This is a genomic window from Pseudomonas sp. BNK-44-b (assembly GCF_047456245.1).
Classification (GTDB): domain Bacteria; phylum Pseudomonadota; class Gammaproteobacteria; order Pseudomonadales; family Pseudomonadaceae; genus Aquipseudomonas; species Aquipseudomonas machongensis.
In genome coordinates this window covers 3,922,679-3,947,493 of sequence record NZ_CP179908.1, presented here as the reverse complement: position 1 = coordinate 3,947,493, position 24,815 = coordinate 3,922,679, and the positions used below count along the sequence as shown (strand labels likewise).

Genomic DNA, 24,815 nt, shown 5'->3' with positions numbered 1-24,815 from the left:
GCACCGGTGCGGTACCTGCAGGAGCGGGCTTGCCCGCGAATGGGCTGCCAAGCAGCCCACGTTGCATCAGGCCTGCTGCGGTTCGGCGGCCTTTTCTCCAGGCTTGGGCAGCGACGACAGCAACGCCATCACCAATGCCGCCAGGTATGGCAGCGACTGCACCAGCAGCATTGCTACCCAGAAGCGCATGTCGGAACTGGGCAACCCTTGCACCAGGTAGATCCCGGCCGCGGCGCTCCACAGCAGCAACATGATGAACAGTTCTTCGCGCGCCTCGGAGATCGCCACCAGCACGCCATGGCTGTCGGCGTTCTTGGGGGTGCGGAAGAACGGCATGCTGCTGGTGAAGAAGCCGTACAGCACCGCCTTGGCGATGGTGTGCGACAACGCCAGGCCGGCCAGGGCGGCGGCGAAGGCGTCCTTCATGTTGACCCCCACCGCACGGCGGTAGAGGAAGACGATCTTGCCGACCTTGAAGAAGAACAGCGCCAGCGGCGGGATGGCAAAGATCATCAGCGGTGGATCGACCCGATGCGGCACGATGATCATCGCCGCCGACCACAACAGTGCGCCGACGGTGAAGAAAATGTTCATGCCATCGGCGATCCATGGCAGCCAGCCAGCCAGGAAGTGGTAGCGCTGGCCACGGGTCAGCTCGCTGTTCCTGCCGCGCAGCAGGGCGCCGGCGTGATGCTTGATGATCTGGATCGCTCCATAGGCCCAGCGGAAACGCTGTTTCTTGAAGTCGATGAAGGTGTCGGGCATCAGGCCCTTGCCATAGCTGTTGTGGGCATAGGCAGCCGACAGCCCCTTCTCGAACACTCGCAGGCCCAGCTCGGCATCCTCGCAGATGCACCATTCGGCCCAGCCCAGCTCTTCGAGCACGCTGCGCCGGGTCATGGTCATGGTGCCGTGCTGGATGATCGCGTCACGGTCGTTGCGGGTGACCATGCCGATGTGGAAGAAGCCCTTGTATTCGCTGTAGCACAGTTTCTTGAAGGCGCTCTCGTGCTGGTCGCGGTAGTCCTGCGGCGACTGCACCACGGCGATCTTCGGGTCGGCGAAGTGCGGGACCATGTGCTTGAGCCAGTTGCGGTCGACGCAGTAGTCCGAGTCGATCACCGCGATCACCTCGGCATCCTTGGCGGTGTGCGGGATCAGGTAGTTCAGCGCGCCGCCCTTGAAGCCGGCCAACGGTGCCACGTGGAAGAAGCGGAAGCGCTCGCCGAGTTTCTCGCAGTGGGCCTTGAGCGGCTCCCACACGGCCGGGTCCTTGGTGTTGTTGTCGATCACCAGTACTTCGTAGTCTGGATAGTCCAGGGCGGCGAGGGCGTCGAGGGTCTGTTTCACCATCTCCGGTGGCTCGTTGTAGCACGGCACGTGCACCGAGACCTTGGGCCGGTAGGCAGCGTCGCCCTGCACCGGCAGGAACTCGCGTCGTCGCTTGTGAATCCATACGGCCTCGGCCAACTCGTGGGCCTCGGTGAGCAAGACGATGAACACGCCGATGGCGCCCAGGGCCAGAAGCAAGCCTACGGTCAGGCTGAACCAGGTGCTGTACTGCTGGCTGTAGTCGTAGGCGATCCACACCAGCACCGACCCGCAGAGGAAGGTGATGAAGGTCAGGAAAGTGCGTCCGCGTTGGCGCAGGGCCGAGCCGTCGATCAGCAGCACGGTCAGGGCGATCATCGCCAGCACCACCGAAGCCACGGCCAGGGCTCGCCATTGTGGAATGGCAACCACCGGCCCTTCGAAGTTGAATTTCTGCTGGCGTTCGGCGTTGAACACGCCCCAGTAGGCGCCCACCGAGCCTTCGTCGCTGGCTTTCCAGGGTTGGTCGTAGGCTTCGATCACGAAGTAGTTGAAGCCGCGGCGGTTCAAGGTGTTGACCAGGGTGCGCAGGTAGATCGCCTGGTCGGCCTGTGTCGCATCGGCGCCGCCGCGCATGCGGCCATTGCTCGGCCAGCCCACTTCCGAGAGCAGCAAGGGTTTGCGCGGGAACTGGCGCTTGAGGTCGCGGGCGCGGTCGAGCACGAACTGGATCGAGTCGCCCACCGGTACGAACTCCCAGTAAGGCAGGATGTGCGCGGCGATGAGGTCGACGTGCTTGGCCAGTTCCGGATGCTCTTTCCAGATGTGCCATTGCTCACTGGTGGTAACGGGGACTTTGACTGCCGCCCGCACTCGGTCCAGGTACTTGATCAGCGCCTCTGGCGTGATTTCTTCGCGGAACAGTGCTTCGTTGCCCACCACCACTCGCACCACGCTGCGCGAGCTGTTGGCCAGGCCGATGGCTTTTTCGATCTCGCGCTCGTTGCGCTCCAGGTCCGTACTGATCCAGATGCCCAGGGTCACACGCAGGCCCAGCTCCTCGGCCAGGTGCGGAATCTCCGCCTGGGTGCCTTCGACGGTGTAGATACGGATGCTGTCGGTGAGCTTGCTGAGTTGCTCCAGATCCTGACGCATCTCGTCTTCGCTGGGGTACTGGCCCTTTTGCGGGCTTTCACCGAGACGGAAGGGTGAGTAGGAGAAGCCGGAGATCTGTTCTGGCCAGGCAGGGGCCGACACCGGGCGGTTGATCAGCGCCCAGAAGCCGGTGAACAGCGCGGCAATGGCCAGCACCACTACCAGGTTGAGACCGAATTTGCGTGATGACATAGGTGATTCAGTTTCCGAGGCAGGGAGCGGGAAGCTCGCGTCGTGGATCCCGCTCTGTTGTCGTCCAGATCTGCTTGTTTGATAAGACATTAAAGCAGGATTGGTAGGCTGTTTCCTAATGAACACGCGCCGCGCCAAGACACCCCTCATGTCGACAAGCCCGCACCGGCGTGTCCGCATGGCATATAATGCGCGCCGGTTTTTTCGGGGTATGAACATGAGCACAGAAGATCCACGCTTTGCCGGTGTCGCCCGGCTGTACGGCGATGACGGCCTGCAACGTCTGCGTCAGGCCCACGTGGCAGTCGTCGGCATCGGCGGCGTGGGTTCCTGGGCGGCGGAAGCCCTGGCGCGCAGCGGCGTGGGTGAAATCAGCCTGTTCGATCTGGACGATGTCTGCGTCAGCAACACCAATCGCCAGGCTCATGCACTGGAGGGGCAGGTGGGGCGCTCGAAGGTCGAGGTCATGGCCGAGCGCCTGCGTGCGATCAACCCGGCCTGCACCGTGCATGCGGTCGCTGACTTCGTCACCCGTGACACCATGCTCGAATACATCACCGAGTCGCTGGATTGCGTGATCGACTGCATCGACAGCGTGCAGGCCAAGGCTGCGCTGATCGCCTGGTGCCGCCGACGCAAGATTGCGATTGTCACCACAGGTGGTGCGGGCGGACAGATCGATCCGACCCAGATCCAGATTGGCGACCTCAACAAGACCTTCAACGACCCACTGGCGTCGCGGGTACGTTCCACCTTGCGCCGGGACTACAACTTCTCGCGCAATGTAAGCCGTAATTACGGGGTGCCCTGTGTGTTCTCCAGCGAGCAACTGCGCTACCCCAAGGGCGATGGCAGTGTTTGCCTGCAGAAGAGCTTCGTGGGGGAAGGCGTGCGCCTGGATTGCTCGGGGGGCTTCGGCGCGGTGATGATGGTCACCGCGACCTTCGGCATGGTGGCCGTGAGCAAGGCGGTGGAGAAGCTGGTGGCGGGGGCGCGGCGGCCCTCGGAGCGGGTCAAGGCGCAATAAGCGCGCGGGCTTCTTCGCGGGTAAACCCGCTCCCACAGGGGCTGGATTTATCCGCGAAGCACGTGCTGCCGACTCAAGGGTTGGTCACCAACTCCGTCATCCGCAACAACACCGCATGCAGCCCATTGCTGCGTGAAGGCGAAAGCTGCCGCTCCAGCCCCAGTTGTGTGAACCACGCACGCAGGTCCAACGCGGCCAACGCTTCGCTGTCCAGCCTCTGTACCCGCACCAGCAGCAGCGCCAGTAGACCGCGCAGCAGCCGGGCATCGCTGGTGGCCCTGAAGCGCCACTGTCCGTCGACCTGGCCAGCCACCAACCAGACCAGGCTTTCGCAGCCATGTACGCGGTTGGCGTCGGTCTTGTCAGACTCGTCCAGTGGCTCCAGGCGATCGCCTATCTGCATCAACAGGCGTGCGCGCTGTTCCCAGCCTTTTGCGTGGGTGAAGGTGTCCAGTGCCTGCTGGGCGTCGGCAGGCAGGCTCACCGCAGCAGCTCCAGGCCCTGGTCGAGCGCATCGAAGAAGCGCTGCAGGTCGTCGCTGTCGTTGTACAGCCCCAGCGAAACGCGGATCGCGCCTTCCAGCCCCAGTCCCTTGAGCAATGGCATCGCGCAATGGTGGCCGGCGCGCACTGCGATCCCTTGTTCGGTCAGCAGGTGGGCGATATCGGCGTTGTGCACGCCATCGATGACGAAACTGGCCAGTGCGCTCTGTGGGGTGCCGAGCATGCGCACGCCTTCGCGGTCGGCCAGGCCGCGCACCAGGTGCTGGTGCAGGCTGGCTTCGTGGGCTGCCACGGCCGCAGGATCGAGGCTCGCGAGGTAATCGAGGGTCGCGCCCAGGCCGATGACACTGGCGATCGGCGGCGTGCCCGCCTCGAAGCCCAGTGGCGCGGGACGAAAGCTTGCCTCATGGTAGTCGGCCAGTTGCACCATCTCGCCGCCGAACTGCCAGTGGCGCAGCCGTGCCAGGGCCTCCGTGCGGCCGTAGAGCGCGCCAACCCCATCCGGGCCATATAGCTTGTGGCTGGAAAATACGTAGAAATCGCAGCCCAGTTGCTGCACGTCGTGGCGGCCATGAACCACGCCCTGGGCGCCATCGACCACGCTCAGAGCGCCTTGGGCGCGGGCATGAGCGAGCAGCGCAGGCAATGGCTGCCAGGTGCCGAGCACGTTGGACAGTTGGCTCAGCGCCACCAGGCGTGTGCGCGGCCCGATCAGTTGCAGGGCCTGGTCGAGGTCGATCCGGCCATGTTCGTCCAGCGGCAGCACTACCAGGCGCAGATTGCGGCGCCGCGCCAATTGTTGCCAGGGCAGCAGGTTGGCGTGGTGCTCCAGCGCGCTGACGGCGATTTCGTCGCCGGCTTCGAAGCCATGCTCCAGCCCGTATGCCAGCAGGTTGAGCGCCGAGGTGGTGCCGTGGGTGAAGATGATCTGCTGGGAGTCAGCGGCGTTGAGCCAGGCAGCAACCTTGTCGCGGCTGGTCTCGAATGCCTGGGTCGCCAGCGCGCCAGGCAGGTGCTGGGCGCGGTGCACATTGGCTGCACCATGGCTGTAGTAGTGGCTCAGGGCCTCAAGCAGGGCTTGGGGTTTCTGCGTTGTGGCGGCGCTGTCCAGGTAGGTCTGGTGCTGCCGTTGCAGGGCGGTGATGGCGGGAAAGTCGGCACGCCAGGGGGAGGGCTGGAACATGATTGCGGGGCCTGGAATGAAAATCGGGTCTGGCGTGGTGCCAGACCCGATCTTAACATCTCAGACGCCGAGAGTCCGCTGATCGCGGGCAAGCCCGCTTCTACAGAGGCCTGCAAGGTTCTCAGTTGTGTGCGTGCAGCGCCTCGTTCAGCTCGATGGCCGACTTGTGGGTCTTGCACTCGACTGCGCCGTTGAGCGAGTTGCGACGGAACAGCAGGTCGGTCTGGCCGGCCAGGTCACGGGCCTTGACCACCTTGACCAGCTCATTGTGCTCGTCGAGCAGGTTCACCTTGGTGCCAGCGGTGATGTAAAGGCCGGCTTCGACAGTGTTGCGGTCGCCCAGCGGGATACCGATACCAGCGTTGGCGCCGATCAGGCAGCCTTCGCCAACCTTGATGACGATGTTGCCGCCACCGGACAGGGTGCCCATGGTCGAGCAACCACCACCCAGGTCCGAGCCCTTGCCGACGAACACGCCTGCCGAGACACGGCCTTCGATCATGCCCGGGCCTTCGGTGCCAGCGTTAAAGTTGACGAAGCCTTCGTGCATGATGGTGGTGCCTTCGCCGATATAGGCGCCCAGGCGCACGCGGGCGGTGTCGGCGATACGCACGCCGCTCGGGACCACGTAGTCGGTCATCTTCGGGAACTTGTCCACCGAGAACACTTCCAGCAGCTCGCCCTTCAGGCGTGCTTCCAGTTGCTGCTCGGCCAGTTCGGCCAGGTCGATGGCACCCTGGTTGGTCCAGGCCACGTTCGGTAGCAGCGGGAAGATGCCGGCCAGGGAAACGCCGTGCGGCTTGACCAGGCGGTGCGACAGCAGGTGCAGCTTGAGGTAGGCCTCGGGGGTCGAGGTCAGCGCGCCGTCTTCGGCGAGCAGGGTGGCGACCAGCGGCTTGTGGCTTTCGGCCAGGCGGGTCAGCAATGCGTGCTGGGTGGCATCCACGCCCTTGACCGCGTCGGCGAGCTGGGCGGCCTGGGCCGGGCTGAAGGCGATCGCCTGGTTGCCGCCTTCGTAACCGAGGATCGGAGCGACGGCCGCGACCAGCTCGGTGGACGGGTTGAGCAGGGGCTGAGCGTAGAAGACTTCCAGCCAGGTGCCCTGGCGGTTCTGGGTGCCGACACCGAAGGCCAGGCTGAACAGAGTGGTGGACATGCAATTACCTCGTGCGAAATAGGGTGTGGAGCGGAATCAGGCCAGTGCCGCGGCGTACAGGTCGGGCTTGAAGCCCACCAGGGTGCGGTCACCCAGATCGAGCACCGGGCGCTTGATCATCGACGGTTGAGCCAGCATCAGCTCGATGGCCTTTGCCTGGTTCAGGTCGGCCTTGCTGGCCTCGTCGAGCTTGCGGAAGGTGGTGCCGGCGCGGTTCAGCACGACTTCCCAGCCGTGCTCGTCGCACCAGCGCTCGAGGCTGTCACGGTCGATGCCTTGGGTCTTGTAGTCGTGGAACGCGTAACCGATGGCCTGTTCTTCAAGCCAGGTACGGGCCTTTTTCATGGTGTCGCAGGCTTTGATGCCGTAGAGAGTGTAAGCCATTGAATGCCTGGGGCTGCCGGGCCGGACCTGGCGTCCCCGATACTCCTTGAAGAATGGGTGGGGCGATTATGCGGTATCGATGGGCCTGGCGCCACGGCTTGCTGTCCGGCTAGGCGATCGATCTGTGTCACGACCTCTCAGGTAGCATTGTGTTACATATTCCCGGGTGGCGTTCGACCATGGTTCAGCGGTGCATCATCACCGCTCGCCGCTAACATATTGTTTCAAGGGCGAAGTCTGGCCCTTTTTTTCGTGTCTGCTTTCATACAGGAAGTCTTGCCAATGCAGTCAGCCTATACCGTTCTTATCCTGCTGATGCTGGTGAGCCTTTCCAAGCTGGTCGGACGCATGGTGCCGCTGCCCTTGCCGCTGGTGCAGATCGCGGCCGGCGCGCTGCTGGCCTGGCCCACGCTTGGGCTGCATGTGGCCCTCGATCCCGAGCTGTTCCTGTTTCTGTTCCTGCCGCCGCTGCTGTTCGCCGATGGCTGGCGCATCCCCAAGCGTGAGCTCTGGCGCATTCGTGGCCCGGTGGTGGCCTTGGCCGTGGGGTTGGTGCTGTTCACCGTGGTGGGGGCGGGGTACTTCATTCACTGGATCCTGCCAAGCATTCCACTGCCGGTAGCGTTCGCCCTGGCCGCGGTGCTCTCGCCCACTGATGCGGTGGCGGTTTCGGCGATTACCCAGGATCGCCTGCCAACCCCCTTGATGCATATGCTCCAGGGCGAAGCACTGATGAACGATGCATCGGGCCTGGTGACGTTCAAGTTCGCGTTGGCAGCTGCCATTACCGGGGTATTTTCGTTGACCGATGCCAGCCTGACGTTCGTGCTGGTAGCCATCGGCGGGCTTGCGGTTGGCGTGGGCCTCAGCTGGCTGGTGGGGCGCCTGCGTGCCTGGATGATCGCCCGGGGCTGGGACGATCCGGCGACGCATGTGGTGTTCATGCTGCTGTTGCCGTTTGCCGCCTACGTGCTGGCCGAACGACTCGGTGTCTCGGGCATTCTCTCGGCGGTGGCGGCAGGGATGATGCAGAGCTGGCTCGACCTGTTGCCGCGCCAGACCAGCACGCGCCTGCTCAACCGCAGCGTCTGGTCGCTGCTGGAGTTCGCCTTCAATGGTCTGATCTTCCTGCTGCTGGGCTTGCAATTACCCGACATCATCAAGGCAGTTGTCAGCCACGAAACGTCGTTGTGGCCGACCCTGGCCTGGCGTTGCCTTGATGTGGTGGCGATCTTCGTGGCGTTGGTGCTGCTGCGGTTCGTCTGGGTACAGAGCGTGTGGCGCGCTATCGGCGTGGTGCGCCGCTGGCGCGGTAAGTCGGCGTTGGTGCTGATGCCCAGCGCACGTTCGTGCTGGCTGTTGACCCTTGGCGGTGTGCGTGGGGCTGTGACCTTGGCGGGTGTGATGTCGGTACCCTTGCTGATCGGGGCCGGCCAGGCGTTCCCGGAGCGTGATCTGCTGATCTTCATTGCCGCCGGGGTGATCCTGCTGTCGCTGATCAGTGCCTGCATCGCCCTGCCGATCCTGTTGCGCGGGGTGACCAAGAGCCCGGACGAGCGCCTGCACCAGGAGGTGCAGGAAGCCTGGAGGCGTACTGCGGAAGCCGCCATCCATGCCTTGGAGGCTGAGGAGGTCGTCGATGCCAATGCCCCGCAGGATGCCGCCCAGGCGACGCTGGCGACCGAGCTGAAGGCGCGCCTGATGGCAGAGTACCGGGACGAGCTGGACAGCTACAACGACAGCGCCGAAGCGCGTGCATTGGCCGAACAGATGGATCTTCTGGAGCGTCGGCTGCGCCTGCGCGCATTGCGCGCGCAGCGGCTGGAGCTCTACAGCCTGCACCGCCAGCACCTGGTGGGGGATGAAGTCGTGCGCCAGGTGCTGGGGGAGTTGGACATGAGCGAGGCGAACCTGGGGCAGGTTCGTTAGCGTCAGTCGTGCGGGTAGGCCAGGCGCATCAGGTCGATGTCTTTCGCACTGAGCTCTGTGTTCTGGCCTATCTCGGAATTATCCAAGGTCATCCAGGCCGCAATCGGGTAATGCATTATGGATAGCGGATCGTACTGGGTTTTGATCAGTCCGCTGTCGGGCCGTTTGTTCAGGTATTGCTCCCTGACGTCTTGCTCTGACCAGCCAGCCGCACGCTTGTGAGCTTCGATTAGCAACGGCTCGTTCCAGGGGATGCTGGCATCGGGGTGCAGATGTTCATGTTCGAACCCCAGCGCATGGCCGAACTCGTGTAACACGGTGGATTCGAATGTTTCATCCCCCGGTATGACATTCAGCGCCATGGTGTCGTCTTCATAAGCCAGTGCATCGGTGCCGATGTCTGATTCGTTGTGCTCTGCATGCTTGCCTGTGAGGATCCTGATCTGGGCATGTTTGTCATCATCCTCTGATAGATCAAGCGTCAGGTTGGCGTCGGAAAGTTCCACCCACTGGCAAGCCAGTTCGAAGATCGACATCTTGAGCTTTCTGTCCGGAGCACCGAGAAACGAGACCCACAAAGTACGACCGGGTGTCCATAGTCGGCCGGTCTGGATCAGTCCGCGCTTGTTTCGACCGCCGTTGCTCTGGCCCCTGTTGCGGGGGTTCTCGGTAACGGCCAGATCATGGGAAAGCTGCTGATCGGTGCGGTGACGGCAGCGGGGTGGGAAGGGTGTATGCATAGGAGCGCTCCTGGTGTGCTTGGAGCTCAGGATGATCTGCGACGGATCAAGCTACGTGGCATTACATAAGTCTGTGTGGTGACGCGCGTTCAGGCATCACCGCCCCCGGGTGCTGATGCTCATGATCATGTCAAGGCCATGACCGAACTCGAGATTTGCATGCTCCAGCCCTTGGCAGGCGGCCCTCAGGATATCGCTCAGCCCCTTGGTCGGGAGCGAACAATGTGCCAGTGCAGGGGCGAGGGGGCGGTAGATAGTTGCCTCGGGGCTGACATCGACGCCAGCCCCGAGGCGAGGGGCATTTCAGCGCCCTGCGAGAAACCCGCGAATCCTTTCGGCCGCCTCGATACACTCGGCCAGCGGCGCAACCAGCGCCATGCGCACGCGTCCTGCTCCGGGATTGACGCCATCCACTTCACGCGACAGGTACGAGCCAGGCACCACGGTCACATGCTCGGCCTCGAACAGGTCGCGGGTAAAGTCGGCGTCGCTACCCGGCACCTTGGCCCACAGGTAGAAGCTGCCGTCCGGGCGCTGTACATCCATCACTGGCTGCAGGATCTCGAGCACGGCGTCATATTTGGCGCGGTACTGATCGCGGTTCGCCCGCACATGGGCCTCGTCCTGCCAGGCGGCCACGCTGGCCAGTTGCGTCTGCACCGGCATGGCGCAACCGTGGTAGGTGCGGTACAGCAGGAATGGCTTGATGATCCTGGCGTCGCCCGCGACGAAGCCCGAGCGCAGGCCAGGCAGGTTGGAGCGCTTGGACAGGCTGTGGAACACCACGCAGCGCGCAAAATCGCTGCGGCCGAGTTCGGCGCAGGCACTCAGCAGGCCAGGCGGCGGGGCGTCTTCGTCGAAGTACAGCTCGCTGTAGCACTCGTCGGCGGCGATCACGAAATCGTGCTCGTCGGCCAGGGCGATCAGTTTTTTCAGGGTGTCCATCGGCACCAGCGCGCCAGTGGGGTTGCCTGGGGAGCACAGGAACAGGATCTGGCAACGTTTCCAGATCTCGGCAGGTACCGCGTCGAAATCCGGATTGAAACCGTTGCTTTCCAGGCATGGCAGGTAGTGCGGGGTGGCGCCGGCCAGCAGCGCCGCGCCCTCGTAGATCTGGTAGAACGGGTTGGGGCTGACGACCAGGCCGTCATCGGCGCGGTTGACCACTGTTTGAGTGAAGGCGAACAGCGCTTCGCGGGTGCCGTTGACCGGCAGGATGTGCTGGTCGGCATCGAGCCAGCCGGCGGGTACGCCGAAGCGGCGCTCGCACCACTGACCGATGGCCTGGCGCAGGGCCGGCAGGCCGAGTGTGCTGGGGTAGACCGCCAATTTGTCGAGGTTGTCGGCCAGGGCCTTGGCGACGAACGCCGGGGATTCGTGCTTCGGCTCACCGATCGACAGGGCAATGGCGCGTTTGTCCGCGGCAGGCTTCACGCTGCCGAGCAGGGCGCGGAGCTTTTCGAAGGGGTAGGGCTGAAGCTGGGTCAAGGCATGGTTCATCGGCGCAAGGTCTCGTAATCGTCAGAAGGTCACGCGGGTGGGGCTGGTATCGCTGGACTGGCCGGCCTGCAACTGTTCGACGATGGCTTCCTGCAGACGGCTGCACAGTTGCGGGTCGGAGAGCGGCTGGTTGTCGGCATCGGTGATGAAGAACACGTCTTCCACGCGCTCGCCGAGGGTGGCGATCTTGGCGTTCTGCAGCGACAGGTCGAACTCCAGGAAGATCCGTCCCAGGCGCGCCAGCAGGCCGGGCCGGTCGGGGGCCGTGATCTCGAGGATGGTCACCGGGCGCTGGGCGTCGTTGAGGATGGTCACCTGCGGCGCGAAGTTGAAGTGCTTGAGCTGGCGCGGCACGCGTCGCTGGATGATGGTCGGGTAATCCTCGGGATTGCGCAGTGCCTCGGTCAGCCCTTCGCGTATCTGCTTGACCCGCTGCGGGTTGTCACCGATCGAGCCGCCGTCGTTGTCGAGCACGATGTAGGTGTCGAGGGTGAACTGGCTGCTGGAGGTAATGATGCGGGCGTCATGGATGTTCAGGTTGAGCTGCGACATCGCCGCCACGGTCACGGCGAAGAAATCGTGCTGGTCGGGCGCGTAGATGAAGATCTGCGTGCCGCCTTCGAACTCGCGCTGGGTGGTTTCCTTGATCAGCACCAGCGGACCGCCATCGGCCGGCTGCTGAAGTATTGCATCGCTGTGCCAGGCCACGTCCGCTGCGGTGTGCTTGAGGAAATAGTCGTCGCCCAGCTGCGACCAGAGTTGCTCTACATCGTCCGGGTCGGTGCCTTCGCGCACGAGAATGTCCAGCGCCGCGCTCTGGGTCTGGCGGATCTGTTCTTCACGGTCCAGCGGGTTTTCGAGGCCCCGGCGCAGCGCGCGCTTGGTTTCGGTGTAGAGCTGGCGCAGCAGGCTGGCGCGCCAGGAGTTCCACAGGCTGGGGTTGGTGGCGTTGATGTCGGCCACGGTCAGCACGTAGAGGTAGTCCAGGCGGGTTTCGTCGCCGACGAACAGTGCAAAATCGTTGATCACCTGTGGGTCGGAGAGGTCCTTGCGCTGGGCCGTGGTGGACATCGCCAGGTGGCTCTGCACCAGCCAGGCAATCAGGCGCGAGTCCCAGGCCGGCAACTGGTGGCGCTCGCAGAAGGCTTGCGCGTCCACCGCGCCGAGCTCGGAGTGATCGCCCTGGCGACCCTTGCCGATATCGTGATAGAGGCCGGCGAGGTAGATCAGCTCAGGCTTGGGCAGGCGTCCCATGAGCTTGCTGGCCAGCGGGAATTTCTCCGACACCGGGGTGTACTGCAATTTGCGCAGGTGCTTGATGAGGTTGAGCGTGTGCGCATCGACCGTATAGATGTGGAACAGGTCGTGCTGCATCTGTCCGACGATCAGGCCGAATTCCGGCAGGTAGCGACCGAGGATGCCATAGCGGTTCATGCGCCGCAGGTTGCGGTGGATGCCGATCTCGCACTTGAACAGCTCGATGAACAGACTGGTATTGCGGATGTCGTTGCGGAACTTGTCGTCGATCAGGTGCCGATGTTCGCGCAGAAGGCGTACGGTATCGGCGCGTACGCCCTTGATCTCCGGATGCTGGGCCATCAGCACGAAGATCTCCAGCATGGCGAACGGGGTGCGCTTGAAGACGTTCGGATTGACCGCTTCTATATAGCCATCATGCAGGCGAAAGCGCGTGTTCAGCGGTTGGGTGCTGCCGTTGTCGTCAGCGAGGATCACTTCCTCGAAGTGCTGGATGATCAGGTCGCACAACTGGCTGATGCTCATCACCACCCGATAGTACTGCTGCATGAACTGCTCGATGGCGCGCTTGGGGTTCTCGTCGCTGTAGCCGAGCAGCGCCGCGATGCTGCGCTGGTGATCGAACAGCAGGCGGTCTTCGGCACGTCCGGCAAGCATGTGCAAGGCGTAGCGCACGCGCCAGAGGAAGGCCTGCGAGGAGGCCAGCAGGTCGTTCTCGCTTTCCAGCAGAAAACCTTCACCGGCCAGTGCGTGCAGGTTGAGGGTGCCGTACTGGCGACGGGCAACCCAGAGTACGGTCTGGATGTCGCGCAGGCCGCCTGGCGAACCTTTGACGTTGGGCTCCAGGTTGTACTCGGTGTCGTTGTACTTGTGGTGCCGTGCCTTGAGCTCGGCGCGCTTGGCCAGGAAGAACTCCTTGCTCGGCCACATGTGCGCAGTGCTGGTGACTTCCAGCATGCGCTCGCGCAGCGTCTCGGGGCCGGCGACGGTGCGGCTTTCCATCAGGTTGGTGATCACTGTCAGGTCGGCGCGCGCCTGCTCGGCGCATTCCTCGACCGTGCGCACGCTCTGACCGACCTCCAGGCCGATGTCCCACAGCAGTGTCAGGAAGCGCTCGATGGCGTCGCGATACTGCTCGTGTTCCGCCTGGTCGAGCAGGATCAGCAGGTCGATGTCCGACCAGGGGTGCAGCTCGCCGCGGCCATAGCCGCCGACCGCGACCAGGGCAATGCCGTCCGGATTGCCCCAGTCGAACTGGTTCCAGGCCTGCTGCAGGATATTGTCGACGAACCAGGCGCGGTCCTCGATCAAGCTCCGGATCTCGACACCCTCGCGAAAGCGTCTGTCGAAGACGTCTGCTGCCTGGCGCAGAGCCTTCTTGAAGGCGGGGATGGGGCTTGCCTTGAGCGCCAGTTCCGCCTGGAACTGGCCACGGTCGAACAGCTCTGGATCCACCTGGGGCATCGAGTCGCCTTCCTGAGTTGAATTACGCCGAGGTACGGGGAATGGTGTCGTCTTTGCGCAGGGTGAAGATTTCATAACCCGTGGCGGTGACCACCAGCGTATGTTCCCACTGTGCCGAGAGCTTGCGATCCTTGGTGATGGCGGTCCAGCCATCGCCCAGCACCTTGGTGTCGGCCTTGCCCTGGTTGATCATGGGCTCGATGGTGAAGGTCATGCCTTCTTTCAGTTCCATGCCGGTGCCGGCCTTGCCGTAGTGGAGGATCTGGGGTTCTTCATGGAAGACCTTGCCGATGCCATGGCCGCAGAACTCGCGAACCACCGAGAAGCCGTTCTTTTCGGCGTGTTTCTGGATCACTTCGCCAATGTCGCCCAGGCGGCAGCCAGGCTTGATGAGCTCGATGGCCTTGTACAGGCACTCTTGCGTGACTTTGGACAGGCGTTCGGCCCAGGGCGCGACGGTGCCGACATGGAACATGCGGCTGGTGTCGCCGTGGTAGCCATCCTTGATCACGGTCACGTCGATGTTGATGGTGTCGCCATCCTTGAGCGGTTTCTCGTTGGGAATGCCGTGGCAGACCACATGGTTGATCGAGGTGCAGATCGACTTGGGGAAGCCTTTGTAGTTGAGCGGTGCCGGGATCGCCTGCTGGACGTTGACGATGTAGTCGTGGCACAGGCGGTCGAGTTCCTCGGTGGTCACGCCAGGCTTGACGTGCTCTTCGATCATTTCGAGGACTTGGGCGGCCAGGCGGCCGGCGATGCGCATCTTCTCGATGTCTTCTGCGGTCTTGATGGTGACGGTCATTACAGGCTCTCTACGGCGCCGGGCGGCGCGCAACAAACGGGAAAGGCCGGATTCTAACAGAGCAGGGCGGCGTTCTGTGGGGAGAAAACCGCGGATCCGGTGGTCTATGGGAGGCATTCTGGCGCGATTGTCGAACCGCTGCAAAAGCCACTGACGGATGAAGCACCTTGCGGGTTCCGTTCGTCTTCTGTCTGTGGTATAAAATGCGCCGCTTTCGGGGAGGTCCCCGTCAGCTCAAACCCACACACGTGTCGACACGATGGCCTGGGTGCCCGGGATCTTCGGATCCATGGGTTGGTCATTGGGATACGTGGAGGCCCAACCCGACTTATCAAGGAACTATCATGTCCCAAGTCAACATGCGCGATATGCTGAAGGCCGGTGTGCACTTCGGCCACCAGACCCGTTACTGGAACCCGAAAATGGGCAAGTACATTTTCGGCGCGCGCAACAAGATCCACATCATCAACCTGGAAAAAACCCTGCCGATGTTCAACGACGCTCTGTCGTTCGTAGAGCGCCTGGCCCAGGGCAAGAACAAGATCCTGTTCGTCGGCACCAAGCGTTCCGCTGGCAAACTGGTCGCCGAGCAAGCTGCTCGTTGCGGTTCGCCATACGTTGATCACCGCTGGTTGGGCGGCATGCTGACCAACTACAAGACCATCCGTGCTTCGATCAAGCGTCTGCGCGACCTGGAAACCCAGGCCGAAGATGGCACCTTCGCCAAGCTGACCAAGAAAGAAGCCCTGATGCGCTCGCGCGACCTGGAAAAACTGGATCGCAGCCTGGGTGGTATCAAGGACATGGGCGGTCTGCCTGATGCTCTGTTCGTCATCGACGTCGATCACGAGCGCATTGCAATCACCGAAGCCAACAAGCTGGGCATCCCGGTCATCGGCGTTGTCGATACCAACAGCAGCCCTGAAGGCGTTGACTTCGTGATCCCAGGCAACGACGACGCAATCCGCGCCATCGAGCTGTACATGACTTCGATGGCTGACGCCGTCATCCGCGGTCGCAACAACGTTGCCGGCGGTACCGAAGTCTACGCTGAAGAAGCGGCGGCACCAGCTGCTGAGTAATTGACGCCTGGCGTCTACTTGGCACGCGAAAAGGGGGCTTGGCCCCCTTTTTGCCACCTGAAATCCTCTTGTCAGCAAGCACGCCGCATCATGTGTGACGCTGGTGTGAAGACAGTGGATTTCCAGAATTGAACGCCCGTGATGAACGGGTGGAATGGTTGAAAAACTTTCCAAGAGGATTTTGAAATGGCAGCAATTACTGCAGCGCTGGTCAAAGAACTGCGCGAGCGTACCGGCGAAGGCATGATGGATTGCAAAAAGGCCCTGGAAAAGGCCGGCGGCGACATCGAGAAAGCCATTGACGACATGCGTGCCTCGGGCGCCATCAAGGCCGCCAAGAAGGCTGGCAACGTTGCCGCTGAAGGCGCTATCGCCGTCAAGACCGACGGTAAGGTCGCCGTTCTGCTGGAAGTGAACTCGCAGACCGACTTCCTGGCCCTGCAAGACGACTTCAAGAACTTCGTCGCCGAAAGCCTGGAAGAAGCCTTCGCCCAGAAGCTGACCGATGCCGCTCCGCTGATCGCTTCGCGTGAAGCTGCTCGTGAAGCTCTGGTCGCCAAGTGCGGCGAGAACGTCAACATTCGTCGTCTGGCTCGTGTCGAAGGCGACGTGGTCGGTGCCTACCTGCACGGCAACAAGATCGGCGCTGCCGTCGTTCTGAAAGGCGGTGACGTAGAGCTGGCCAAGAACATCGCCATGCACGTTGCAGCCTCGAACCCTGAGTTCCTGGATTCGTCGGAAATCTCCGCCGAGGCCATCGAGCGCGAGAAGGGTGTCTTCCTGCAACTGAACGCCGACAAGATCGCTGGCAAGCCGGAAAACATCGTTGAGAACATGATCAACGGCCGTATCACCAAGTTCAAGGCAGAAGCCTCGCTGAAAGAGCAGGCCTTCGTCATGAACCCGGAAGTCAAGGTCGGCGATCTGGCCAAGAAAGCCGGTGCTGAAATCGTTTCCTTCACCTACTTCAAAGTCGGCGAAGGCATCGAGAAACCTGTTGACGACTTCGCTGCCGAAGTTGCCGCCCAGGTCGCTGCCGCCAAGCAGTAAGACGGACTCGTCTGTCGCCCCAAAGAGGCTGCCCGCTCACGCGCGCAGCCTCTTTGTCAAAGCGCACAAGGGTTTATCTGGCCCTGTGCGCTGGCACTGAAGCAGTGCCACGCTACAGTTAGCAGGCTGCACACAGCCCGCACGGAATTTTCTAAAAGTACGCCGCAGGAGAGACTCGCAATGGCTCAGCAGGTGAGTGGTCGCCAACCTCGCTATAAACGCATTTTGCTCAAACTTAGCGGCGAGGCCCTGATGGGCTCGGAAGACTTCGGGATCGACCCGAAGGTGCTGGACCGCATGGCCCTGGAAGTCGGCCAGCTGGTCGGTATCGGTGTCCAGGTCGGCCTGGTGATCGGTGGTGGTAACCTGTTCCGCGGCGCCGCGCTCAGTGCAGCCGGCATGGACCGCGTCACGGGCGACCACATGGGTATGCTGGCCACCGTGATGAACGCACTGGCCATGCGCGATGCGCTGGAGCGCTCGAACATCCCGGCACTGGTCATGTCCGCCATCTCCATGGTAGGCGTCACCGATCATTACGATCGTCGCAAAGCTATTCGCCACCTCAACTCCGGGGATGTGGTAATTTTCTCCGCCGGTACCGGCAATCCGTTCTTCACCACCGACTCCGCAGCCTGCCTGCGTGCCATCGAAATCGATGCCGACGTGGTGCTGAAGGCGACCAAGGTCGATGGTGTGTACACTGCCGACCCATTCAAGGACCCGCATGCCGAGAAGTTCGACCACCTCACCTACGACGAGGTGCTGGATCGCAAGCTCGGTGTCATGGACCTGACCGCAATCTGCCTGTGCCGCGACCACAAGATGCCATTGCGGGTATTCAACATGAACAAGCCTGGCGCCCTGCTGAACATCGTGGTGGGTGGCGCTGAAGGTACTTTGATCGAGGAAGGCGAAGCATGATCAACGACATCAAGAAAGACGCGCAGGAGCGCATGGGCAAGTCCCTCGAGGCGTTGGCCCGCAACCTGGCAGCGATCCGCACCGGTCGCGCCCACCCAAGCATCCTGGATGGCGTCAAAGTCCCGGCCTGGGGTAGCGAGATGCCGCTGAACCAGGTGGCCGCGATCACCGTCGAGGACGCTCGTACCCTGAAGATCGTCGCCCACGACAAGAACCTCAGCGCCGCGATCGAGAAGGCCATCCTGACCTCCGACCTGGGCCTGAACCCATCGAGCGCCGGTACCACCATTCGCGTGCCGATGCCGGCCCTGACCGAGGAAACCCGCAAGGGCTACACCAAGCAGGCCAGCGGCGTTGCCGAGGACGCCAAGGTTGCCGTGCGCAACGTGCGTCGCGATGCATTGGCTGATCTGAAGAAGCTGACCAAGGACAAGGAAATCAGCGAAGACGAAGAACGTCGTGCAGCTGACGAGATCCAGAAGCTGACCGACAAGTTCGTGGCGGAAGTCGATGCTGCGTTCAAAGCCAAGGAAAAGGACCTGATGGCCGTCTGAGGCCAGGACTTTTTCATGGAAAAGACCAAGCAGGCGGCACCCTCGTCGGTGCCGCGTCACGTCGCTATCATCATGGACGGCAACAACCGCTGGGCGAAAAAGCGCCTGCTGCCTGGCGTTGCCGGGCACAAGGCCGGCGTCGATGCGGTGCGTGCGGTGATCGAAGTCTGCGCCGAGGCCAAGGTCGAAGTGCTCACGCTCTTCGCCTTCTCCAGCGAGAACTGGCAGCGTCCGGCCGATGAGGTAGGTGCGTTGATGGAGCTGTTCTTCTCGGCCCTGCGTCGCGAAGCCAAGCGCCTGAACGACAACAACATCTGCCTGCGCATCATCGGTGACCGCTCGCGCTTCCATCCGGAGCTGCAGGCGGCGATGCGAGAGGCCGAGGCGCTGACTGCCGGCAACGATCGCTTCATCCTGCAGATCGCTGCCAATTACGGCGGTCAGTGGGATATCGCCCAGGCCGCCCAGCGCCTGGCGCGCGAAGTCCAGGCCGGCCATTTGCGCCCGGACGACATCACGCCCGGTCTGCTGCAGACCTGCCTTGCCACGGGTGACCTGCCGTTGCCCGACCTGTGCATCCGCACCGGCGGCGAACACCGCATCAGCAACTTCCTGTTGTGGCAGTTGGCCTACGCCGAGTTGTATTTCTCCGACCTGTACTGGCCGGACTTCAAACACGAGGCCATGCGTAGTGCACTGGCCGATTTCGCTTCGCGCCAGCGCCGCTTCGGTAAGACCAGCGAGCAGGTCGAGGCTGGAGCTCGTGCTTAATGCTTAAACAACGCATCATTACTGCGCTGATCCTGTTGCCGATCGCGCTGGGCGGTTTCTTCCTGCTCAACGGAGCGGATTTCGCCCTGTTCATCGGTTTCGTGGTGACCCTTGGTGCCTGGGAGTGGGCGCGTCTGGCCGGGTTGATGGCCCAGCCATTGCGCATCGCCTATGCCGCCGTGGTCGCTGGAGCGCTGATGGTGCTCTATCTCATGCCGGACCTTGCACCCTGGGTGCTGGGGGCGTCGGTGATCTGGTGGGGATTGGCCACCTGGCTGGTGCTCACCTACCCACGCAGCGCTGAGTTGTGGAGCAGTGCCGCTTGCCGTCTGCTGATCGGTCTGCTGGTGTTGTTGCCCGCCTGGCAAGGTTTGTTGCTGCTCAAGCACTGGCCGTTGGGCAATGGCTTGATCCTGGCGGTGATGGTACTGGTCTGGGCTGCCGACATCGGTGCATATTTCTCTGGCCGTGCCTTTGGCAAGCGCAAGCTGGCGCCGCACGTCAGCCCCGGCAAGAGCTGGGAGGGCGTGTATGGCGGCATGGCCGTGAGCCTGTTGATCACCTTGGTGGTCGGGCTCGTGCGCGACTGGGGGCTGGGGCAGTTGCTGCTTGGCCTGGTCGGCGCGGTGATCGTGGTCATGTCCTCGGTGGTTGGCGACCTGACCGAAAGCATGTTCAAGCGTCGTGAAGGCATCAAGGACAGCAGTAACCTGCTGCCCGGCCACGGCGGCGTGCTTGATCGCATCGACAGCCTGACCGCGGCGATCCCGATGTTCGCCGTGCTGCTCTGGGCGGCCGAATGGGGTGTGATGTGAGCCATCCCCAGCGGATTACCGTGCTCGGTGCGACCGGGTCGATCGGCCTGAGCACGCTGGATGTGATCGCCCGCCACCCCGAGCGCTACCAGGTGTTTGCCCTGAGCGGCTATTCGCGTCTGGATGAATTGCTGGCCCTGTGCCTGCGTCATCGGCCGGCGTATGCGGTGGTGCCGGACGTCGATTCGGTCGCCCGCCTGCGTGAAGGGCTGGCGGCGGCGGGCAGCACCACCGAGGTGCTGGAAGGCGAAGCAGGGCTCTGCCAGGTTGCCTCTGCCAGCGAAGTGGACACCGTGATGGCCGCCATCGTCGGCGCTGCCGGTCTGCGTCCGACCTTGGCGGCGGTGCAGGCCGGCAAGAAGGTGCTGCTGGCCAACAAGGAGGCGCTGGTGATGTCCGGCGCGCTGTTCATGGAGGCAGTGCGCACCAGTGGTGCAGTGCTGCTGCCGATCGACAGCGAGCACAATGCCATCTTCCAGTGCTTGCCCGGCGACTATGCTCGCGGCCTGGCGCAAGTGGGGGTGCGTCGTATCCTGCTGACGGCGTCTGGTGGGCCCTTCCGTGAAACCTCGGCGAAGGCGCTGATGGATGTCACGCCGGAGCAGGCCTGCGCTCATCCGAACTGGTCGATGGGGCGCAAGATTTCGGTCGACTCGGCAAGCATGATGAACAAAGGGCTCGAGCTGATCGAGGCCTGCTGGCTGTTTGATGCTGCGCCAGCCAAGGTCGAGGTGGTGGTGCATCCGCAAAGCGTGATCCATTCGCTGGTGGACTATGTGGATGGTTCGGTGTTGGCGCAGTTGGGCAACCCGGACATGCGCACGCCGATCGCCAATGCCCTGGCATGGCCTGAGCGGATCGATTCCGGGGTTGCGCCGCTGGACCTGTTCGCGGTCGCCCGTCTGGATTTCCAGGCGCCCGACGAGCAGCGGTTCCCCTGCCTGCGCCTGGCGCGAGAAGCTGCTGAAGCGGGCAATAGCGCGCCGGCGGTGCTCAATGCCGCCAACGAGGTGGCGGTCGAGGCATTTCTCCAGCGACGTATCCGCTTCCCGGAAATCGCGGGTATGATCGAACAGGTGCTCGAGCAGGAGCCGGTAGTGCCGTTGCCTTCGCTGGATTCGGTGTTCGCCGCCGACCAGCGAGCCCGGGAGCTGTCCCGGGAGTGGTTGAGGCGCCACGGCCGCTGATTTCCCATCGGCCCCAGGCCTGGCTGAACGTCATTCGGAGATGGATATGACTGCGCTCTACATGATTATCGGCACCCTGGTGGCTCTGGGTGTATTGGTCACGTTTCACGAATTCGGCCACTTCTGGGTGGCACGCAAGTGCGGGGTGAAAGTCCTGCGCTTCTCTGTGGGGTTCGGCACGCCGCTGGTGCGCTGGCACGATCGCCATGGCACCGAGTTCGTCGTCGCGGCGATTCCGCTGGGCGGCTACGTCAAGATGCTCGACGAGCGCGAAGGCGAGGTACCGCCGGCGCTTGTCGATCAATCCTTCAATCGCAAATCGGTTGGGCAGCGTATCGCTATCGTTGCCGCAGGCCCCGTTGCCAATTTCCTCCTCGCCATCCTGTTCTTCTGGGTGGTCGCCATGCTTGGCAGTCAGCAGGTGCGTCCGGTCATCGGTGCGGTCGAGTCTGGCAGCCTGGCGGCATCTGCGGGCCTCGTGGCAGGCCAGGAAATTGTTTCTATCGATGGCAAGCCGACCAGTGGCTGGTCTGCGGTCAATCTGCAGCTGGTGCGTCGCCTCGGCGAGAGCGGCAGCCTGCGGGTAGGTGTGCGCGATGATGGCGGCACGCTGGAGCGCCAGCATGAGATCCGCCTGAACCAATGGCTCAAGGGCGCCGATGAGCCCGACCCGATCCAGTCCCTGGGGCTGCGTCCCTGGCGGCCGGCGGTGAGCCCGGTGCTCGCCGAAATCGACCCCAAGGGGCCGGCCGCTGCAGCCGGGCTGAAGAGCGGCGATAAACTCCTGGCGCTCGATGGCGTTGCACTGGGCGACTGGCAGCAGGTGGTAGACGCTGTCAGGGCACGCCCCGACGCGAAGGTGCAGTTGCGTATCGAGCGTGATGGCGCACAGCTGGAGCTGCCTGTGACGCTGGCCCGCAAAGGGGAAGGGCAGGCCTCCGGAGGCTATCTGGGCGCTGGGGTGAAAGGCGCCGAGTGGCCTGCGAACATGCTTCGAGAGGTCAGCTATGGGCCGCTGGAAGCGGTCGGTGAGGGGCTCTCGCGTACTTGGAACATGAGCGTCCTGACCCTTGAATCGCTGAAGAAAATGCTGTTCGGGGAGCTCTCGGTAAAAAACTTGAGCGGACCGATAACCATTGCTAAAGTGGCGGGCGCTTCAGCCCAGTCGGGCGTTGGGGATTTCCTGAATTTCCTGGCCTACCTGAGCATAAGCCTGGGGGTTCTGAACCTGCTGCCCATCCCGGTACTGGATGGGGGGCATTTGCTGTTCTACCTGATCGAGTGGGCGCGCGGTCGTCCGCTCTCTGATCGGGTGCAAGGTTGGGGGGTCCAGATCGGTATCAGTTTGGTCATTGGGGTGATGTTGCTCGCCCTGATCAACGATCTGGGTCGACTTTAACGCTTCGCTCTATTGCGAACCTGCCGCCGTGCTGCGGTGGCGGGTTGTTTATTGCCAGTTGGAATAAAAGGACTTCATGAAACGTCTGCTGCTAACTGCGGTCCTCTCCGCACTGATGATCGCTGAAGTTCACGCCGAGTCCTTCACCATCTCCGATATTCGTGTCAACGGCCTGCAGCGGGTTTCCGCCGGCAGCGTGTTCGGCGCGTTGCCGTTGAACGTAGGCGACCAGGTCGATGACCGCCGCCTGGTGGAGTCGACTCGCTCGCTGTTCAAGACCGGTTTCTTCCAGGACATCCAGCTGGATCGCGACGGCAATGTCCTGATCATCAACGTGGTCGAGCGCCCATCGGTGTCGAGCATCGAGATCGAGGGCAACAAGGCGATTAGTACCGAAGACCTGATGAAAGGCCTGAAGCAGTCCGGCCTGGCCGAGGGCGAGATCTTCCAGCGTGCCACGCTCGAGGGCGTGCGTAACGAACTGCAGCGCCAGTACGTGGCCCAGGGCCGCTATTCGGCCGAGGTCGATGCCGAGGTCGTGCCGCAGCCACGCAACCGTGTCGGCCTGAAGATCAAGATCAACGAAGGCACCGTCGCGGCGATCCAGCACATCAACGTGGTGGGCAACACCGTGTTCAGCGACGAAGACCTCTCCCAGCTCTTCGAACTGAAAACCACCAACTGGCTGTCGTTCTTCAAGAACGACGACAAGTACGCCCGTGAAAAGCTCTCCGGTGACCTGGAGCGCCTGCGTTCCTACTACCTGGACCGCGGCTACATCAACATGGACATCGCGTCCACCCAGGTATCGATCACCCCGGACAAGAAGCACGTCTACATCACCGTCAACGTCAACGAAGGCGAGAAGTACACCGTCCGTGACGTGAAGCTTTCCGGTGACCTGAAAGTGCCGGAAGACCAGGTCAAGTCGCTGCTGCTGGTACAACCTGGCCAGGTCTTCTCGCGCAAGGTGATGACTACCACCTCCGACCTGATCACCCGTCGACTGGGTAACGAAGGCTATACCTTCGCCAACGTCAACGGCGTGCCGCAACCGAACGACCAGGATCACACCGTCGACATCATGTTCGTCGTCGATCCGGGCAAGCGTGCCTACGTCAACCGCATCAACTATCGCGGCAACACCAAGACCGAAGACGAGGTGCTGCGTCGCGAGATGCGTCAGATGGAGGGTGGGTGGGCATCCACTTATCTCATCGACCAGTCCAAGACCCGCCTCGAGCGCCTGGGCTTCTTCAAGGAAGTCAACGTCGAGACGCCGCCGGTGCCAGGCACCGACGACCAGGTCGACGTCAACTATGCGGTCGAGGAGCAGGCTTCCGGTTCGATCACCGCCAGCGTCGGCTTCGCCCAGAGCGCGGGCCTGATCCTGGGTGGTTCGATCAGCCAGAGCAACTTCCTGGGTACTGGTAACAAGGTGTCCATCGGCCTGACCCGAAGCGAATACCAGACCCGCTACAACTTTGGCTTCGTTGACCCCTACTTCACTGCCGACGGCGTGAGCCTGGGCTACAACGCCTTCTACCGCAGCACCAACTACGACGACCTCGACGTCGACGTGGCGAGCTATGCGGTAGACAGCCTCGGTGCCGGTGTCAGCCTGGGCTACCCGATCAGCGAGACCTCGCGCCTGACCTACGGCCTGACGGTACAGCAGGACAAGATCAAGACCGGTCGCTACACCGTCGACGAGATCTTCAAGTTCCTCGACCAGGAAGGCGACAACTTCCTGAACTTCAAGGCGTCGATCGGCTGGTCCGAATCGACCCTGAACAAGGGCGTGCTGGCAACCCGTGGTCACTCGCAAAGCCTGACCCTGGAAACCACCGTACCGGGCAGTGACCTGTCGTTCTACAAGCTCGACTACCGCGGCCAGCTGTTCAAGCCACTGAGCAACGACTACACCCTGCGCCTGCACACTGAGTTGGGCTATGGTGATGGTTTCGGCGGTACCTCGGGCCTGCCGTTCTACGAGAACTATTATGCGGGTGGCTTCAACTCTGTCCGCGGCTTCAAGGACAGCAGCCTGGGTCCGCGCAGTACCCCGAGCCAGGGTACCAATCCGGGTACCATTCGTGACCCGGACCAGGACCCGCTGCCGTTCGGTGGTAACGTTCTCGTACAGGGCGGTGTCGAGCTGTTGTTCCCGCTGCCGTTCGTCAAGGACCAGCGTTCGCTGCGTACCTCGGTCTTCTGGGATGTGGGTAACGTGTTCGACACCAACTGCGGTTCCAAGCCTGACTGCGCGAAGGTCGGTTTCTCCGACATGGCCAGCTCCGTCGGCCTGGGCGTGACCTGGATTACCGCGCTGGGCCCGTTGAGCTTCAGCCTGGCGATGCCGATCAAGAAGCCGGACGACGCCGACACCCAGGTGTTCCAATTCTCTCTGGGCCAGACTTTCTAAGC

Annotated in this window: 20 protein-coding genes; 11 read left to right on the top strand and 9 right to left on the bottom strand. The window is 62.7% G+C overall.

Going from position 1 to position 24,815, the window contains the following annotated elements; genetic code table 11:
• Positions 1 to 66: 66 nt before the first annotated feature.
• Positions 67 to 2,658 (bottom strand): glycosyltransferase, encoded by a 2,592-nt coding sequence (locus ACMGGG_RS18165; RefSeq protein ID WP_054894464.1) that lies wholly within the window; start codon positions 2,656 to 2,658, stop codon positions 67 to 69.
• Positions 2,659 to 2,875: 217 nt separating this feature from the next.
• Here ACMGGG_RS18165 and tcdA point away from each other — a divergent pair, with 217 nt between their 5' ends.
• Entirely contained in the window at positions 2,876 to 3,685 is an 810-nt protein-coding gene (gene tcdA, locus ACMGGG_RS18160) for a tRNA cyclic N6-threonylcarbamoyladenosine(37) synthase TcdA (RefSeq protein ID WP_065862293.1), read from the top strand.
• Positions 3,686 to 3,758: 73 nt separating this feature from the next.
• Here the strand turns inward: tcdA and ACMGGG_RS18155 are convergent, their stop codons facing one another.
• From ACMGGG_RS18155 to ACMGGG_RS18140, 4 genes are all read right to left on the bottom strand, one after another.
• Positions 3,759 to 4,169, bottom strand: coding sequence for a SufE family protein (locus ACMGGG_RS18155; protein ID WP_414154167.1), 411 nt, complete (start codon positions 4,167 to 4,169; stop codon positions 3,759 to 3,761).
• Positions 4,166 to 5,371, bottom strand: coding sequence for a cysteine desulfurase (locus tag ACMGGG_RS18150; RefSeq protein ID WP_414154166.1), 1,206 nt, complete (start codon positions 5,369 to 5,371; stop codon positions 4,166 to 4,168). Before ACMGGG_RS18150 ends, ACMGGG_RS18155 begins: the two co-directional genes overlap by 4 nt.
• 121 nt (positions 5,372 to 5,492) lie before the next feature.
• Positions 5,493 to 6,527, bottom strand: a complete 1,035-nt coding sequence (gene dapD / locus ACMGGG_RS18145; RefSeq protein ID WP_054891087.1) for a 2,3,4,5-tetrahydropyridine-2,6-dicarboxylate N-succinyltransferase — start codon at positions 6,525 to 6,527, stop codon at positions 5,493 to 5,495.
• Positions 6,528 to 6,563: 36 nt separating this feature from the next.
• Positions 6,564 to 6,911, bottom strand: coding sequence for an ArsC family reductase (locus ACMGGG_RS18140; protein ID WP_054891086.1), 348 nt, complete (start codon positions 6,909 to 6,911; stop codon positions 6,564 to 6,566).
• Positions 6,912 to 7,193: 282 nt separating this feature from the next.
• Between ACMGGG_RS18140 and ACMGGG_RS18135 the strand changes: the two genes are divergently transcribed.
• Positions 7,194 to 8,840: a Na+/H+ antiporter gene (locus ACMGGG_RS18135; RefSeq protein ID WP_054891085.1), complete on the top strand. Its 1,647-nt coding sequence runs from the start codon at positions 7,194 to 7,196 to the stop codon at positions 8,838 to 8,840.
• Positions 8,841 to 8,842: 2 nt separating this feature from the next.
• Here ACMGGG_RS18135 and ACMGGG_RS18130 read toward each other — a convergent pair whose 3' ends face one another.
• From ACMGGG_RS18130 to map, 4 genes are all read right to left on the bottom strand, one after another.
• Positions 8,843 to 9,580 (bottom strand): M12 family metallopeptidase, encoded by a 738-nt coding sequence (locus tag ACMGGG_RS18130; protein ID WP_063545923.1) that lies wholly within the window; start codon positions 9,578 to 9,580, stop codon positions 8,843 to 8,845.
• A gap of 303 nt (positions 9,581 to 9,883) precedes the next feature.
• On the bottom strand, positions 9,884 to 11,080 hold the full coding sequence (gene dapC, locus ACMGGG_RS18125; protein ID WP_063545922.1) for a succinyldiaminopimelate transaminase: 1,197 nt from the start codon (positions 11,078 to 11,080) through the stop codon (positions 9,884 to 9,886).
• Between the two features lie 21 nt (positions 11,081 to 11,101).
• Positions 11,102 to 13,801, bottom strand: a complete 2,700-nt coding sequence (locus ACMGGG_RS18120; RefSeq protein WP_054891083.1) for a [protein-PII] uridylyltransferase — start codon at positions 13,799 to 13,801, stop codon at positions 11,102 to 11,104.
• 22 nt (positions 13,802 to 13,823) lie between these two features.
• The gene (gene map, locus ACMGGG_RS18115; RefSeq protein WP_414154165.1) at positions 13,824 to 14,606 is read right to left on the bottom strand and encodes a type I methionyl aminopeptidase; all 783 of its coding nucleotides are present in this window, start codon (positions 14,604 to 14,606) and stop codon (positions 13,824 to 13,826) included.
• A gap of 344 nt (positions 14,607 to 14,950) precedes the next feature.
• Here map and rpsB point away from each other — a divergent pair, with 344 nt between their 5' ends.
• The 9 genes from rpsB to bamA all read left to right on the top strand — a co-directional run bounded on the left by rpsB (position 14,951) and on the right by bamA (position 24,813).
• Complete coding sequence (gene rpsB, locus ACMGGG_RS18110) at positions 14,951 to 15,688, top strand: 30S ribosomal protein S2 (RefSeq protein ID WP_054891081.1); 738 nt, start codon at positions 14,951 to 14,953, stop codon at positions 15,686 to 15,688.
• Between the two features lie 186 nt (positions 15,689 to 15,874).
• A complete protein-coding gene (gene tsf, locus ACMGGG_RS18105) occupies positions 15,875 to 16,738 on the top strand; it encodes a translation elongation factor Ts (RefSeq protein WP_063545921.1) in 864 nt (287 codons plus the stop codon).
• Positions 16,739 to 16,918: 180 nt separating this feature from the next.
• Positions 16,919 to 17,662, top strand: a complete 744-nt coding sequence (pyrH, locus tag ACMGGG_RS18100) for a UMP kinase (RefSeq protein WP_023381972.1) — start codon at positions 16,919 to 16,921, stop codon at positions 17,660 to 17,662.
• The gene (frr, locus tag ACMGGG_RS18095) at positions 17,659 to 18,216 is read left to right on the top strand and encodes a ribosome recycling factor (RefSeq protein WP_054891079.1); all 558 of its coding nucleotides are present in this window, start codon (positions 17,659 to 17,661) and stop codon (positions 18,214 to 18,216) included. The genes pyrH and frr overlap by 4 nt, the downstream gene beginning before the upstream one ends.
• 15 nt (positions 18,217 to 18,231) lie before the next feature.
• The gene (gene uppS / locus ACMGGG_RS18090) at positions 18,232 to 18,987 is read left to right on the top strand and encodes a polyprenyl diphosphate synthase (RefSeq protein ID WP_054891078.1); all 756 of its coding nucleotides are present in this window, start codon (positions 18,232 to 18,234) and stop codon (positions 18,985 to 18,987) included.
• Entirely contained in the window at positions 18,987 to 19,802 is an 816-nt protein-coding gene (locus ACMGGG_RS18085; RefSeq protein ID WP_054891077.1) for a phosphatidate cytidylyltransferase, read from the top strand. Before uppS ends, ACMGGG_RS18085 begins: the two co-directional genes overlap by 1 nt.
• Positions 19,799 to 20,989, top strand: coding sequence for a 1-deoxy-D-xylulose-5-phosphate reductoisomerase (gene ispC / locus ACMGGG_RS18080; RefSeq protein ID WP_054891076.1), 1,191 nt, complete (start codon positions 19,799 to 19,801; stop codon positions 20,987 to 20,989). The genes ACMGGG_RS18085 and ispC overlap by 4 nt, the downstream gene beginning before the upstream one ends.
• Before the next feature lie 46 nt (positions 20,990 to 21,035).
• The gene (gene rseP / locus ACMGGG_RS18075) at positions 21,036 to 22,388 is read left to right on the top strand and encodes an RIP metalloprotease RseP (protein ID WP_414154164.1); all 1,353 of its coding nucleotides are present in this window, start codon (positions 21,036 to 21,038) and stop codon (positions 22,386 to 22,388) included.
• A 76-nt stretch (positions 22,389 to 22,464) separates the two neighbouring features.
• Complete coding sequence (gene bamA, locus ACMGGG_RS18070; RefSeq protein WP_054891074.1) at positions 22,465 to 24,813, top strand: outer membrane protein assembly factor BamA; 2,349 nt, start codon at positions 22,465 to 22,467, stop codon at positions 24,811 to 24,813.
• The last annotated feature ends 2 nt before the right edge of the window (positions 24,814 to 24,815 follow it).

Excerpts from the sequence above, each read along its gene's own strand:
- uppS (WP_054891078.1), top strand. The coding sequence starts at position 18,232 with ATGGAAAAGACCAAGCAGGCGGCACCCTCGTCGGTGCCGCGTCACGTC.
- rpsB (WP_054891081.1), top strand. The coding sequence starts at position 14,951 with ATGTCCCAAGTCAACATGCGCGATATGCTGAAGGCCGGTGTGCACTTC.
- ACMGGG_RS18120 (WP_054891083.1), bottom strand. The coding sequence starts at position 13,801 with ATGCCCCAGGTGGATCCAGAGCTGTTCGACCGTGGCCAGTTCCAGGCG.
- ACMGGG_RS18150 (WP_414154166.1), bottom strand. The coding sequence starts at position 5,371 with ATGTTCCAGCCCTCCCCCTGGCGTGCCGACTTTCCCGCCATCACCGCC.
- tcdA (WP_065862293.1), top strand. The coding sequence starts at position 2,876 with ATGAGCACAGAAGATCCACGCTTTGCCGGTGTCGCCCGGCTGTACGGC.
- bamA (WP_054891074.1), top strand. The coding sequence starts at position 22,465 with ATGAAACGTCTGCTGCTAACTGCGGTCCTCTCCGCACTGATGATCGCT.
- tsf (WP_063545921.1), top strand. The coding sequence starts at position 15,875 with ATGGCAGCAATTACTGCAGCGCTGGTCAAAGAACTGCGCGAGCGTACC.
- ACMGGG_RS18085 (WP_054891077.1), top strand. The coding sequence starts at position 18,987 with ATGCTTAAACAACGCATCATTACTGCGCTGATCCTGTTGCCGATCGCG.
- dapC (WP_063545922.1), bottom strand. The coding sequence starts at position 11,080 with ATGAACCATGCCTTGACCCAGCTTCAGCCCTACCCCTTCGAAAAGCTC.
- ACMGGG_RS18130 (WP_063545923.1), bottom strand. The coding sequence starts at position 9,580 with ATGCATACACCCTTCCCACCCCGCTGCCGTCACCGCACCGATCAGCAG.
- map (WP_414154165.1), bottom strand. The coding sequence starts at position 14,606 with ATGACCGTCACCATCAAGACCGCAGAAGACATCGAGAAGATGCGCATC.
- dapD (WP_054891087.1), bottom strand. The coding sequence starts at position 6,527 with ATGTCCACCACTCTGTTCAGCCTGGCCTTCGGTGTCGGCACCCAGAAC.
- frr (WP_054891079.1), top strand. The coding sequence starts at position 17,659 with ATGATCAACGACATCAAGAAAGACGCGCAGGAGCGCATGGGCAAGTCC.
- ACMGGG_RS18140 (WP_054891086.1), bottom strand. The coding sequence starts at position 6,911 with ATGGCTTACACTCTCTACGGCATCAAAGCCTGCGACACCATGAAAAAG.
- ACMGGG_RS18135 (WP_054891085.1), top strand. The coding sequence starts at position 7,194 with ATGCAGTCAGCCTATACCGTTCTTATCCTGCTGATGCTGGTGAGCCTT.
- ACMGGG_RS18165 (WP_054894464.1), bottom strand. The coding sequence starts at position 2,658 with ATGTCATCACGCAAATTCGGTCTCAACCTGGTAGTGGTGCTGGCCATT.
- rseP (WP_414154164.1), top strand. The coding sequence starts at position 21,036 with ATGACTGCGCTCTACATGATTATCGGCACCCTGGTGGCTCTGGGTGTA.
- pyrH (WP_023381972.1), top strand. The coding sequence starts at position 16,919 with ATGGCTCAGCAGGTGAGTGGTCGCCAACCTCGCTATAAACGCATTTTG.